The following is a 12,849-nucleotide window of genomic DNA, read 5'->3' on the forward strand; positions in this document are numbered from 1 at the left end:
CATGGACAAGCGGGACGACGATCCGGACATCCGCGGCGCGGCGCGCGACGAAGGCCCGGACTCTGCGCGTCGCCGCGAGGTGATCCTGACCGCCGGACGCCTGTTCCGCGAACACGGCTATGAACGCACCACGGTGCGCGAACTGGCGAAGGCCGTGGGGCTGCAATCCGGCAGCCTGTTCCATCATTTCCGCAGCAAGGAGGAGATCCTGGTCGCGGTGATGGACAACGGCATCCAGGAGGTGCTGGACCATGGCCGGCAGGCGCTGGCGCGTTATGCCGCGCCGGCGGACCGGCTGGCCGCGCTGTTCCGCGTGCATATGTGGAGCATGCTGCACGGCGCGGGCGGGGATGCGATGAATGCGCTGGTCTATGAATGGCGCAGCCTGTCGGCTCAGAGCCAGCGCGGCGTCAAGGTCCTGAGCGATCTTTACGAAGGGATGTGGCAGGAAACGGTGGCCGCTGCCGTGTACGCCGGCCTGCTGGCCGGCGACGCGCGTGTGATCAAGCGCTGCGTGCTGGGCAGCATGAACCTGACGGTGCAATGGTATCGACCGGGCGGCAGGCTGGCGCCGGATGCCTTCATCGAGGCGATGTTGCAGGCCTGCCTGCCGGCGCTGCCAGCGGGAGTGGGGAAATGGCCCTTGGCGCCGCCAGGCGATGGCGCAGTGCAACGTCCGCGCTAGGGGATGATTCCGGAAACGCAACTGTGCTCGTTCCAGGGACGTCAATCTGTACTCTTTTTTGTCATCGGCGACTCATTACATTAACCAACATCAAGGTCAATGAGCGCGCAAGGTGCTAAGGAGGCAGTCATGAGCAAGCGAGAGGTTCCGGGCATACGCAGGTACGATGCTCCCGCCGGCGGCTGGGGCGCCCTGAAGGCGACCGCCCAGGCGGTCCGCCAGCAGATGACGGCGCTGGAGGCGCCGCTGGTGCTGATGCGCACCAACCAGCCCGCCGGCTTCGATTGTCCAGGCTGCGCCTGGCCCGACAAGGAGCATCGCTCCACCTTTCAGTTCTGTGAAAACGGCGCCAAGGCCGTCACCTGGGAAGCGACCAACAAGCGGGTCACGCCCGAGTTCTTCGAGCGGCACACGGTGACGGAGTTGCTCGGACTCAGCGACTACGAGCTCGAGAACTTTGGCCGGCTGACGCATCCGATGGCCTATGACGCGGCCAGCGACAAGTTTCGTCCGGTGTCGTGGGAAGCGGCGTTCGCGCGCATCGGCCAGGTGTTGCGAGGCCTGGACTCGCCGGACCAGGCGGAGTTCTACACGTCCGGGCGAGCGTCCAACGAAGCGGCCTACCTGTTTCAGCTATACGCCCGCGAGTACGGCACCAACAATTTTCCCGACTGTTCGAACATGTGCCACGAAGCCACCAGCGTGGGACTGCCGCAGTCCATCGGCATCGGCAAGGGCACCGTGTCGCTGGACGATTTCGAGCGGACCGAGCTCATTATCTCGATGGGTCACAACCCCGGCACCAACCATCCGCGCATGATGGGCACCCTGCACGAGGCGGCGCGCCGAGGCGTGCCGATCATCGTCTTCAATCCGCTGCGCGAGCGCGCGCTGGAACGCTTCGCCGATCCGCAGGACGTCCTGGAAATGGCGACGTTCCGCTCCACGCCGATCGCCTCGACCTATTTCCAGGTCAAGGCGGGCGGCGACGCGGCGGCGCTCAAGGGCATCATGAAGGCGCTGCTGGAGCTGGATGAGCAGCGCGGCGGCATCCTGGACCGCGATTTCATCGCCATGCACACCGAGGGCTACGAGGCGCTGGCGGCCGACCTGGCCGAGACGCAATGGCCGCAGATCGAGAAGGAGAGCGGCCTGACGCGGGCGCAGCTGGAGCAGGTGGCCGAGGCCTATGCCAAGTCCAATGCCACGATCATCACCTACGGCATGGGCCTCACGCAGCACAACACCGGCACCTGGAACGTGCGGCTGATCGCGGACCTGCTGCTGTTGCGCGGCAATTTCGGCAAGCCTGGCGCCGGCATCTGTCCGTTGCGGGGCCATTCCAACGTGCAGGGTAACCGCACGGTGGGAATCACCGAGAAGCCCTCGGAGGTCTTCCTCGACAAGATCGAGGAGGTTTTCGGCTTCACGCCGCCGCGCGCGCATGGCCATGATGCGGTCAAGACCATGCAGGCCATGGCCCGGGGCGAGGCGAAGGCGCTGATCTGCCTGGGCGGCAATTTCGCGGTGGCGATGCCGGATCCGGAGCAGGCGTTCGCCGCCATGCGGCGACTGGACCTGAGCGTCCACCTGGGCACCAAGCTCAATCGTTCGCATCTGCTGGTTTGCAAGGAGAGCTACCTCCTGCCCGTGATCGGCCGCACGGAACTGGACATGCAGGCCAGCGGCGCGCAGTCCATCACGGTGGAGGATTCGATGTCGATGGTGCATGCCTCGGCAGGCCGGTTGCGCCCGGCGTCGCCGCAGCTGCGTTCCGAGCCGGCGATCGTCGCCGGCATGGCGGCCGCGACGCTGGATCACAGCAAGGTCGACTGGAACGGGCTGGTGGCGGACTACGACCGCATCCGCGACCTGATCGAGCGCACCATACCCGGCTTCGACGGCTACAACGAACGCATCCGCGTGCCTGGCGGGTTCCGCATGCCTCTGCCGCCGACCGAGCGCCGCTGGCCCACGCCCTCGGGCAAGGCCATGTTCTCGGTGTTTCCCGGCGTGCGCGAGAACTACGAGCCCTGGGCCGATGATGTGCTGCGCCTCATCACCATCCGCAGCCATGACCAGTACAACACCACCATCTACGGCCTGGACGACCGCTATCGAGGCGTGTTCGGCCGACGGGACGTGCTGTTCATGCATCCCGCCGACATGGCCGAGCGCGGCCTGGAGCATGGCGACCTGATCGAGATCCAGACGATCTCCGCGAATCGCGCGCTCAGGCTGGGCGGCATCACCGTCATCGAGTACGACATCGCGCGCGGATCGGTGGCGGCCTATTATCCGGAAGCCAATGTGCTGGTGCCGCTGGACTATATCGACGAAGAGTCCGGCACGCCGTCGTACAAGTCGATTCCGGTGCGCATCCTGCGCCAGGAGACAGCGCAGGCGGCCTGAGTCGCCGGGCAGAGTAGTCGCGCCGTCAGCGTCTGGCGCGCAGGGCGCTGGCGGCGATCTTGCCGACGGTGGCCACCGCCTGCTCGACCTCGCGCGACCAGGGGCTGCTGTAGTTGAGCCGGATGAAATTGCGGTAGCTGTCGGAGACCGAGAACATGTAGCCCGGCCCGACGGTGATGCCGCGCTCCAGCGCCCGCTGGTAGATTTCCATGCCGTCGATCGGCGCGGGCAGTTCCACCCACAATACGTATCCGCCTTGCGGGTTCGAGGTGCGCGTGCCTTCGGGGAACCATCGGTGCACCGCGTGGCGCATCAGGCCGGCCTGCTGTGCGTAGGCCTTGCGCATGCGCCGCAGCCTGTGGTCGTAGCCGTCGCGCTCCAGGTATTCCGCGATGGCCAGTTGCGGAATCGCGGGCGTGGTCAGCGTGTTCAGGAATTTCAGCTTCTCGACCTGGTCGCGGTAGCGGCCCGGCAATGCCCAGCCGATGCGGTAGACGGACGTCAGGGTCTTGGAGAAGGACGAGCAGTGCAGTACCAGGCCCTTGGTGTCATGGGCCTTGAGCGTGCCGGGCGGCGTGTCGCCGTAGTAAAGCTCGTTGCAGACCCCGTTCTCGATGATGGGCATGTCGCGTTCCGTCGCCAGCCGGACCAGCGCCGCCTTGCGCTCATCGGGCATGCGAAAGCCCAGCGGGTTCTGGAAGTTCGGCATCACCATGCAGGCGGCGATGGGTAGCTCGCGGGCCAGCCGGGCAAGCATGTCCACGTCGATGCCCAGCTCCGGATCGGTGGGAACCTCGACCACTTTCATGCCCATGCGCTCGATGGCGTGCAGCATCGCGTAGAAGGTGGGCGTTTCCACCGCGATCACGTCGCCCGGCCTGGCCACGGCCTGCAGGCACAGATTGATGGCCTCGGTCGCGCCCACGGTGACGATGGGCTCGGCCGGATCGACGACCAGGCCCTGGTCCAGGTGGCGCCGCACGATCTGCCGCAGCAGCTGGGGGTGTCCTGGGGGCAGGGCGTTGCGCAGCTCGTTCAGCGAGGCGTCCTTGCTCGCGGCATGGGCGTAGCGGCCGAGCTTGTCGAAGGCGAAGCCGGCGGGGTCGGGATAGGGCGAGCCCAGCGGGATGGCGTGGCCTTGCGAGATTGTGCGCAAGGTGGACAGCACCAGCCGACTGACGTCGACCGGGGAGGAAATGGCGATAGGCCGTGCCGTGTCGGCCTGGCCGCCGGCCGGGGCGCGCTCGCCAGCGGGCGGAGTCACGTAGAAGCCCGATTGGGGGCGACTCTTGATGAGCCCGCGGCTTTCCAGCAGCAGATAGGCGCGCAGGACCGTGGTGATGCTGACCTGGCGCTGCCTGCTGGTTTCTCGCACCGATTGCAGGCGCTCGCCGTCGCGATAGACGCCCTTGAGGATCTGCCCTTCGATATCCCGCGCCAACTTCTCGTAGAGCTTCATGGGCTGCCTTGAGGTCGTGGAGGCAATCTTGCTCGAGTCGGAGGAGGGCGGGTGTCAGCCCCTGCGCTTGAGGAACGCACCCACCGCGCAGGCCACGGCCAGCGCCAGCAGGCACCCTGCCACGGGCAGCAGGTAGTCGGCCTGGCCGCGATAGCCGCCGCCGGTCACGCCGCCGGCCACCGCGCCCATCCACAGCACCGCGCTCATCAGCGAAGCCAGCAGCGACAGCGCGGCGCCGACGCACAGCGCCACGAAGGCCGGCTTGCGGCGCGCCGGCGCGGCGTGAAAAGCGCCGGCGGCCTGGCCGCGCCGGGGTTGCCTGATCAGGTAGACCAGCCCGGCGGCGACCGCCAGCAGCACCAGGATCTTGAAGAACATGGCGCGGTTCCCGGCCTCAGTCCTCGCGGCGCAGGTGCGGGAACAGGATCACGTCGCGGATGCTGGGGCTGTCGGTCAGCAGCATGATCAGACGGTCGATGCCGATGCCGCAGCCGCCGGTCGGGGGCATGCCGTATTCCAGCGCACGGATGTAGTCCGCGTCGTAGTACATGGCTTCCTCGTCGCCGGCGTCCTTGGCTTCGACCTGCGTACGGAAGCGCTCGGCCTGGTCCTCGGGGTCGTTCAGCTCGGAGAAGCCGTTGGCGATCTCGCGGCCCGTCATGAACAGCTCGAAGCGCTCGGTGATGCCCTCGCGCGCGTCGGACGCGCGCGCCAGCGGCGAAACCTCGACCGGGTAGTCGATGATGTAGGTCGGGTTCCAGAGCTTGGCTTCGGCGGTTTCCTCGAACAGCGCCAGCTGCAGCGCGCCCAGGCCGGCGCGCGACAGCACCGGGCCGTCGGCGTCGGCGCCCAGTTTCTTCAGCTCGGCGCGCACGAAGGCGGCATCGTCCAGCTGCGCCTGGGTGTAGCCGGGCGCGTACTTGAGGATGGCTTCGCAGATGGTCAGGCGGTCGAAGGGCTTGGACAGGTCCAGCTCGCGCTCTTGATAGGTGAGCACGGCGCTGCCGGTGGCCGAGATGGCGGCCTGGCGGATCAGCTCTTCGGTGAAGTCCATCAGCCAGCGGTAGTCCGCGAAGGCTGCGTAGAACTCCATCATCGTGAATTCAGGGTTGTGGCGCGGGCTGACCCCTTCGTTGCGGAAGTTGCGGTTGACCTCGAACACGCGCTCGAAGCCGCCCACGATCAGGCGCTTGAGGTACAGCTCGGGCGCGATGCGCAGGAACATTTCCATGTCCAGCGCATTGTGATGCGTGACGAAGGGCTTGGCCGCGGCGCCGCCCGGGATAGGGTGCAGCATCGGCGTTTCCACTTCCAGGAAGCCGGCGTTCAGCATGAACTGGCGGATGCTGCCCATGGCCTTGCTGCGCGCCTCGAAGGTGCGGCGCGTGGCGTCGGTCATGATGAGGTCGACGTAGCGCTGGCGGTAGCGCAGTTCCTGGTCGGCCACGCCGTGGAACTTGTCCGGCAGCGGACGCAGCGACTTGGACAGCAGGCGCGCGGTGGTGGCATGCACCGACAGCTCGCCCTTGTTGGTCTTGAAGACCGACCCCTCGATCGCGATGATGTCGCCGATGTCCCATTGCTTGAAGGCCGCGTACACGTCCTCGCCCAGCGCGCCGCGTTCCAGGTAGATCTGGATGCGGCCGCTGCTGTCCTGCAGCGTGGCGAAGCTGGCCTTGCCCATGACGCGCTTGAGCATCATGCGTCCGGCCACCTTGACGGTGACAGGGTTGGCGGCCAGGGCTTCCTGCTCCTGGCCGTCGTACTTGTCGTGCAGCGCGGCGGCGCGGGCGTCGGGAACGAAGTCGTTGGGGTACGCGACCCCGGTTTCGCGCAGTTTGGCCAGCTTGGCGCGCCGTTCGGCGATCAAGCGGTTTTCATCCTGGGCGGTGGCCGGAGCGGTCGTGTGGTCGGTCATGGTGGGGGATCAGTCGTAATTGCGGATGTCGTCGATTTCAGTCGTGCCGAAATCGTCGCGATCCAGGTAGGCGAGGATGCGGGTGGCCACGTTGGCGGGCGAGGACAGCTTGCCGGTGGCGTGGAATTCCTGGAACTTGGACAGCGCGGGGAAATGCGCCGGGTCGCTCGAGCGGATCGCGACCTGCATGTCGGTGTCGACGATGCCGGGCGCCAGCGAGACGACGCGCGCGCCGGTCTCGCCCTGTTCCTGCTTGACCACGCGCGAGTACATGTCCAGCGCCGCCTTGGTGGCGCAGTACACGCCCCAGCCGGCGTTGGGATTGCGGCCCGCGCCGGACGAGATGTTCAGCACGCGGCGGTCGGCCGGAAGGTCCTCGACCGCGGCCAGGAAGCGCGCGGTCAGCAGCATGACGGCGGTGACGTTCAGGTTGAAGGCCGAGGCGATGGCCTGGCCGTCGATCAGCGCGTCGGTGCCGGACACAGGATGCACCGTGCCCGCGTTGTTGATCAGCAGGTAGCGCTTGGCGTCGCGCGGCAGCGCGGCGCAGATCCGTTCGGCGGCCTGTTCGGCGGCACGCAGGTCGGACAGGTCCACGGCCAGCTGCTCCAGCTGCGCGTCCTGGGCGCGCGCGTGCGCGGCCAGCTCGGGATCCTCGCGGCGGGCCAGCGTGATCAGGCGCGTGCCCGGTTTGGCCAGCTGGCGCGCCATGGCGGCGCCGATGCCGCGCGAGGCGCCGGTGAGGATGGCGACGGTGTGAGTCATTCAGGGACCTCCGGATGCGATCGATGTAAGGGACGGGCCGCTCAGACGCCTTGCTTCAGGCTGGCCTGGATGAACGGGTCCAGGTCGCCGTCCAGCACCTTCTGGGTGTTGGAGATTTCCACGTTGGTGCGCAGGTCCTTGATGCGGCTCTGGTCCAGCACATAGGAACGGATCTGGTGGCCCCAGCCCACGTCGGTCTTGGAGTCTTCCAGCTTCTGCTGCTCGGCCATGCGATTGCGCATTTCCAGCTCGTAGAGCTTGGACTTCAGCATCTGCATGGCTTCGGCGCGGTTGCGGTGCTGCGAACGGTCGTTCTGGCACTGCACCACGATGCCGGTCGGCATGTGCGTCAGGCGCACGGCCGAGTCGGTCTTGTTGATGTGCTGGCCGCCGGCGCCGGACGCGCGGTAGGTGTCCACGCGCAGGTCGGCCGGATTGACCTCGACCTCGAAGGAATCGTCGACTTCGGGGTAGACGAACACGCTGGCGAACGACGTGTGGCGGCCGCCCGACGAGTCGAACGGGCTCTTGCGCACCAGGCGGTGCACGCCGGTCTCGGTGCGCAGGTAGCCGAAGGCGTACTCGCCCTCGATCTTGATGGTGGCGGATTTCAGACCCGCGACTTCGCCTTCGGATTCTTCCAGCACTTCGGCCTTGAAGCCCTTGCGCTCGGCGTACTTCAGGTACTGGCGCAGCAGCATCGAGGCCCAGTCCTGCGCTTCCGTGCCGCCGGCGCCGGCCTGGATGTCCAGGAAGCAGTTCAGCGGGTCGGCCGGGTTCGAGAACATGCGGCGGAATTCCAGCGCTTCCAGCTTTTCCTGGAAGCCGTTGGCGTCCAGCTCGATCGATTCGAGCGTGGCGTCGTCGTCGTCCGAGGCGGCCAGCTCGAACAGCTCGTTCGAGTCGGACAGGCCGGTACCCAGCGCGGTCAGCGTTTCCACCACGTCTTCCAGGGCTTTCTTCTCACGGCCCAGGTCCTGGGCGTGCTTGGGGTCGTTCCAGACCGAGGGATCTTCCAGCTCGGCGTTTACGACTTGCAGGCGTTCGGCTTTGGCATCGTAGTCAAAGATACCTCCGTAGAGCCTGTTCGCGCTCCGCGTAGTCGGCGAGGCGGGCGGCGAGCTGGTTCTGACGTTCGGCTTCCATGATTGATCCTATCCTGATGACTTTTGTGCGAAACCGGGCATTTTACCGTGGATGGAGCCGACCCGCGGGCGGAGGGCGAAGGAGGGGGACGGATACGCTCGACGCGTCGGGTTGCGGCGCCCGGCGGGAACGGCCTGGCGCGGCGTCTAGGGGTTTGCGCGCGGTCCGGCGGATTGTTCAGCTTTCTGTCAATCGGCGGGTTCTAGGCTGGCGTGGCGCCGGCCGCTCCCAAGGCGGACCGGGCGCGCCGCCAGGCTGGCCGGCTGCCAGCCGCATCCCGACAGAGGACAGGAGACTAGCAATGGAAAACACCATGGCCCCCGGCACGGCGCCGGCGGTACCGGCGTCAGAGGAAGACCGGATCTACCGCAAGGTGGGGTGGCGGCTGGTGCCGCTGCTGGTGGTCTGCTACGTCGTGGCCTATCTGGACCGCGTCAACGTGGGCTTCGCCAAGCTGCAGATGCTGCAGGAACTGCAATTCAGCGAGACGGTGTACGGGCTGGGCGCCGGGATCTTCTTCATCGGCTACTTCCTGTTCGAGATTCCCAGCAACATCATCCTGCACAAGGTCGGGGCGCGCGTCTGGATCGCGCGGATCATGATCACCTGGGGCCTCATTTCCTCGTGCATGATGTTCGTGAGCAGCGTGCCCATGTTCTATGCGCTGCGCTTCCTGCTGGGCGCGGCCGAGGCGGGCTTCTTCCCCGGCATCATCCTGTACCTGACCTACTGGTATCCGGCCGCGCGGCGTGGGCGCATCACCACCTTCTTCATGACGGCGGTGCCCATGTCGGGCCTGATCGGCGGGCCCATCTCGGGCTGGATCATGAACACCTTCCATGGCGACCACGGCCTGTCGGGCTGGCAGTGGCTGTTCCTGCTGGAGGGCATCCCGTCGGTCATCATCGGCGTGCTGGTGCTGCTGTGGCTGGACGACCGCATCAACAAGGCCAAGTGGCTGACCGCCAATGAAAAGGCCGTGCTGATCCGCCACATCGCCGCCGAGGAGCAGCACAAGGAAGATCCGCCGATCCGCGCCGCGCTGGCCAAGCCGCGCGTCTGGGCCATGGCGCTGATCTACTTCTCGTTCGTGATGGGCCTGTATGGGGTTGGTTTCTGGATGCCGACGCTGATCAAGGCCACCGGCGTGCAGAGCCCGCTGGCCATCGGCCTGTTGACGGCGGTGCCCAACCTGTTCGCGGTCATCGGCATGATCCTGATCGCGCGCAACTCCGACCGCAACCGCGAGCGCCGCTGGCACGTCGCCATTCCGGCGCTGTTCGGCGCGCTGGGCCTGCTGTTCTCGGCGGTATGGAGCGGCAACACCGTCCTGGCCATCGTCGCGCTGACCGTGGCCAACATCGGCATCTGCACCGTGCTGCCGCTGTTCTGGAGCCTGCCGACCGCGCTGCTGGGCGGCACCGCCGCCGCGGCCGGCATCGCGCTGATCAACTCGGTGGGCAACCTGGCCGGCTTCGTCAGCCCCTACCTGGTCGGCTGGCTCAAGGACATGACCGGCACCACCAACACCGGCCTGTACATGCTGGCCGCCTGCCTGGTGGTCGGCGCGCTGGTGGCGCTGGCGCAGCCCGCCAAGCTAGTCAATAAGTAGACAGCCCCAAGCCGCGGGCAAGGCCAAATCCGGCCTGCCCGCGGCAACCACATTCAAGCAACCGACGGCGCCAAGCGCCTCACGTCCCTAGAAAGACGCTCGCCCCCAGACCGGGGCCGCGCGGAGCCGGCTTTGCCGGTCCGCAGTGGCGCCCCCTTGAGGGGGAAGCGCATAGCGCTCGGGGGTGGGCCTACTATTCAGCGTGTTCGATGACCAGTTGCACCGACACCATTCCGTTCCACACGTTCTGCTCCAGCCGGTAGGCCGCCTGGATGCGTTCGGGCAGCGACTGGTCGTGGCCAAACCAGATGGCGTCGAAGCGTTGCTGGCCGCGTTCCAGCGACAGCTTCAGGTGCTTTTCGCCGACCAGGCGCTGGTTGCGCACGGTGAACTCGTCCAGGAACAGCGGCGCGGCGAAGCCGGCGCCCCAGACCTGTTGCTGGAGCAGACCGGCCACTTCCGCGTTGGCGTAGCCCGATTCGAGCGAGCCGTCGGTCTCGATGACCGGCTCGAACGAATCGCGGCCGGTCAGCTCGCGCACCGCGGCGTCGAAGGCCGGGGCGAAGGCGGCGAAATCGTTGCGGCCCAGCGTCAGGCCGGCGGCCATGGCGTGGCCGCCGAACTTGCGGATCAGGTTGGGGTTGCGCTTGGATACCAGGTCCAGCGCGTCGCGCAGGTGCACGTCGGGAATCGAGCGGCCCGAGCCGCGGATCTCGTCGTCGCCGGCCGGCGCGAAGGCCAGCGTGGGGCGCCAGAATTTCTCCTTCAGGCGCGAGGCCACCAGGCCGACCACGCCCTGGTGCCAGCCCGGGTCGAACACGCAGACGGTGGCGCCGGCGGCGGCGTTGGGCTCTTCCATCGCGGCCAGCGCCTGTTCGCGCATCTCGGCCTCGATGGTGCGCCGCTCGCGGTTGATGTTGTCCAGCTCGCGCGCCATCTCCAGCGCCTGGGCCTCGTCGTCGGTGGTCAGGCAGGCGATGCCCAGGCTCATGTCGGCCAGGCGTCCGGCGGCGTTGATGCGCGGACCCAGCGCGAAGCCCAGATCGAAGCCATTGGCGCTGCGCGGCTCGCGGCCGGCCACGGCGAACAGGGCGCGCAGGCCCGGTTGCAGGCGGCCGGCGCGCATGCGCTGCAGGCCCTGCGTGACCAGCAGGCGATTGTTGGCGTCCAGCTTGACCACGTCGGCCACGGTGCCCAGCGCCACCAGGTCGGACAGCGCGTCCAGCCTGGGGCCGCCGTCGGCCGCGTAGACGCCGCGCCGGCGCAGCTCGGCGCGCAGCGCCAGCATCATGTAGAAGATCACGCCCACGCCGGCCAGGTTCTTCGACGGAAAGCCGCAGCCGGGCTGGTTGGGGTTCACGATGGCCAGCGCGTCGGGCAGCGTGTCGCCCGGCAGGTGGTGGTCGGTGATGACCACGCCGATGCCGGCGGCATTGGCGGCGGCCACGCCGTCGACGCTGGCGATGCCGTTGTCGACGGTGATGATGATGTCGGGTTTGCCGTTGCGATGGGTCACGGCCAGGTCGACCACGGCAGGCGACAGGCCGTAGCCGGTCTCGAAGCGGTTGGGCACCAGGAAGTCCACGTCCGCGCCCATGGCCGACAGCGCGCGCAGCCCGACCGCGCAGGCGGTGGCGCCATCGCAGTCGTAGTCGGCCACGATGAGCAGGCGGCGGCCGGCCTGGATGGCGTCGGCCAGTACGCCGGCGGCGTGCGCGGAATGGGTCAGGCCGGCCGGCGGCAGCAGCGCGGGCCAGGCCAGCTTGGTCTGGTCGGGATGGGTGACGCCGCGCGCGGCCCACAGCCGCGCCAGCAGGGGATGGATGCCCGAAGCCTGCAGGGCGCGCAGCGCGTCCTGGTTGGCGGGGCGTACGGTCAAGCGGGGTGAGACCACCAGGCGCTCCAGTTCTTCTTGGGCGCGGGCAGCCAGCCTAGCAGGCTGCCGCGCGGTTTCAGGGTGAGGGCGACGCTGCGGTCGTCGCCCAGCAGCAGTAGTTCGGTCGGGGCGTCGGGCAGGCCTTGCTTGCCGGACCGGGCGCGCAGCTGCGCGTCCAGCGCGGGCAGCGCGTCCAGCCAGGCGGCCCAGTCGCCCGCGCGTTGCGGCGCGTCCAGGCCGTCCAGGATCAGCGCCTGTCCGGGCGGCGCGATGCGCCAGGGGCGGGCGCCGCCGTACAGCCAAAGCGCGTTGACCGGCGCCACGCCGCGCGCGGCGCGCGCCTCGTTGACCGGATGGTCGTGCCAGGCCATCTGTATTTCATTGAGCAGCCGGCGCCACGGACGGGTTTCGGCGTCCTGCTTCCACCAGTCGTTCAGCCGGTGGCCGGCCACGGCCAGCGGGCTGGCGGTGGCCGGCCGCAAGCCTTCGGGCAGGCGCAGGCGCCAGCGGCGCGCGTCCAGCGGCTCGGCCGCGAAGCCGGTGCCGTCGAACAGCGGCCGCACGGTGTCGTACAGCGCGGCGCTTTCCTCGGCGCGCAGGTCCATCTGGTCCGGATCGGCCAGCATGGCCTGGTCCGCGCCCAGCGCCAGGTGTGCCAGTTCTGCCAGCCAGACCGGCTCGCCGTCCTGCGGCTGGTCCTGCGTCAGCAAGGGGCCCAGGCCGGCGCCCAGGGGCAGGCCGGCCTCGGGCCGGTGGCCGGCGCGGCGCAGCTGCCAGGCTTCGAAGGCGGTGCAGCCGTGCGCGCGCAGGTCGTAGGGTTCGGCGCGCGCGGCGCCGGCCTGCAGCCAGACGTGCAGCGCGGGGGCGCGCTCGGGCAGCAGCTTGGCCAGCTCGGCGGCCACGGGGAGGGCGGGCAGGGCGCCCGGTATCACGATCAGCATGGGCGGGATTGTAGTCTGGCGATGGCGGGAACTAA

Annotated in this window: 10 protein-coding genes; 3 read left to right on the forward strand and 7 right to left on the reverse strand. The window is 68.2% G+C overall.

All coding sequences use genetic code 11. From position 1 onward, the window contains the following. Position 1 precedes the first annotated feature (1 nt). Positions 2–685, forward strand: a complete 684-nt coding sequence (locus AC6LJ5_RS13600; RefSeq protein ID WP_498140734.1) for a TetR/AcrR family transcriptional regulator — start codon at positions 2–4, stop codon at positions 683–685. A 129-nt stretch (positions 686–814) separates the two neighbouring features. Beyond that, entirely contained in the window at positions 815–3,097 is a 2,283-nt protein-coding gene (locus AC6LJ5_RS13605; RefSeq protein ID WP_498140735.1) for an FdhF/YdeP family oxidoreductase, read from the forward strand. A 25-nt stretch (positions 3,098–3,122) separates the two neighbouring features. Here the strand turns inward: AC6LJ5_RS13605 and AC6LJ5_RS13610 are convergent, their stop codons facing one another. The 5 genes from AC6LJ5_RS13610 to prfB all read right to left on the reverse strand — a co-directional run bounded on the left by AC6LJ5_RS13610 (position 3,123) and on the right by prfB (position 8,385). Beyond that, complete coding sequence (locus tag AC6LJ5_RS13610) at positions 3,123–4,556, reverse strand: aminotransferase-like domain-containing protein (protein ID WP_103275042.1); 1,434 nt, start codon at positions 4,554–4,556, stop codon at positions 3,123–3,125. Between the two features lie 54 nt (positions 4,557–4,610). Then, complete coding sequence (locus AC6LJ5_RS13615; RefSeq protein WP_498140736.1) at positions 4,611–4,934, reverse strand: preprotein translocase subunit TatB; 324 nt, start codon at positions 4,932–4,934, stop codon at positions 4,611–4,613. Positions 4,935–4,950: 16 nt separating this feature from the next. Continuing rightward, on the reverse strand, positions 4,951–6,474 hold the full coding sequence (gene lysS, locus AC6LJ5_RS13620) for a lysine--tRNA ligase (RefSeq protein ID WP_498140737.1): 1,524 nt from the start codon (positions 6,472–6,474) through the stop codon (positions 4,951–4,953). 9 nt (positions 6,475–6,483) lie between these two features. Next, complete coding sequence (locus AC6LJ5_RS13625; RefSeq protein ID WP_103275039.1) at positions 6,484–7,239, reverse strand: SDR family oxidoreductase; 756 nt, start codon at positions 7,237–7,239, stop codon at positions 6,484–6,486. A gap of 41 nt (positions 7,240–7,280) precedes the next feature. Beyond that, a protein-coding gene (gene prfB / locus AC6LJ5_RS13630; protein ID WP_103275038.1) for a peptide chain release factor 2 occupies positions 7,281–8,385 on the reverse strand; the annotation gives its coding sequence in 2 pieces (ribosomal slippage) (positions 7,281–8,303 and positions 8,305–8,385; 1,104 coding nt in all). A gap of 301 nt (positions 8,386–8,686) precedes the next feature. On the opposite strand from prfB, the gene AC6LJ5_RS13635 reads away from it, so the two are divergent. Next, positions 8,687–9,997, forward strand: coding sequence for an MFS transporter (locus tag AC6LJ5_RS13635; protein ID WP_498140738.1), 1,311 nt, complete (start codon positions 8,687–8,689; stop codon positions 9,995–9,997). Between the two features lie 193 nt (positions 9,998–10,190). Here AC6LJ5_RS13635 and recJ read toward each other — a convergent pair whose 3' ends face one another. Together recJ and AC6LJ5_RS13645 are read right to left on the reverse strand one after the other, a co-directional pair. After that, entirely contained in the window at positions 10,191–11,891 is a 1,701-nt protein-coding gene (gene recJ / locus AC6LJ5_RS13640; RefSeq protein ID WP_103275036.1) for a single-stranded-DNA-specific exonuclease RecJ, read from the reverse strand. Next, entirely contained in the window at positions 11,873–12,814 is a 942-nt protein-coding gene (locus AC6LJ5_RS13645) for a hypothetical protein (protein WP_498140739.1), read from the reverse strand. The genes recJ and AC6LJ5_RS13645 overlap by 19 nt, the downstream gene beginning before the upstream one ends. Positions 12,815–12,849: the final 35 nt, after the last annotated feature.

Source organism: Achromobacter sp. 1011791174 (assembly GCF_059760925.1).

Bases quoted from the DNA above. Each gene is read 5' to 3' on its own strand.
- AC6LJ5_RS13600 (WP_498140734.1), top strand. From the start codon at position 2: ATGGACAAGCGGGACGACGATCCGGACATCCGCGGCGCGGCGCGCGAC.
- AC6LJ5_RS13605 (WP_498140735.1), top strand. From the start codon at position 815: ATGAGCAAGCGAGAGGTTCCGGGCATACGCAGGTACGATGCTCCCGCC.
- AC6LJ5_RS13610 (WP_103275042.1), bottom strand. From the start codon at position 4,556: ATGAAGCTCTACGAGAAGTTGGCGCGGGATATCGAAGGGCAGATCCTC.
- AC6LJ5_RS13615 (WP_498140736.1), bottom strand. From the start codon at position 4,934: ATGTTCTTCAAGATCCTGGTGCTGCTGGCGGTCGCCGCCGGGCTGGTC.
- lysS (WP_498140737.1), bottom strand. From the start codon at position 6,474: ATGACCGACCACACGACCGCTCCGGCCACCGCCCAGGATGAAAACCGC.
- AC6LJ5_RS13625 (WP_103275039.1), bottom strand. From the start codon at position 7,239: ATGACTCACACCGTCGCCATCCTCACCGGCGCCTCGCGCGGCATCGGC.
- AC6LJ5_RS13635 (WP_498140738.1), top strand. From the start codon at position 8,687: ATGGAAAACACCATGGCCCCCGGCACGGCGCCGGCGGTACCGGCGTCA.
- AC6LJ5_RS13645 (WP_498140739.1), bottom strand. From the start codon at position 12,814: ATGCTGATCGTGATACCGGGCGCCCTGCCCGCCCTCCCCGTGGCCGCC.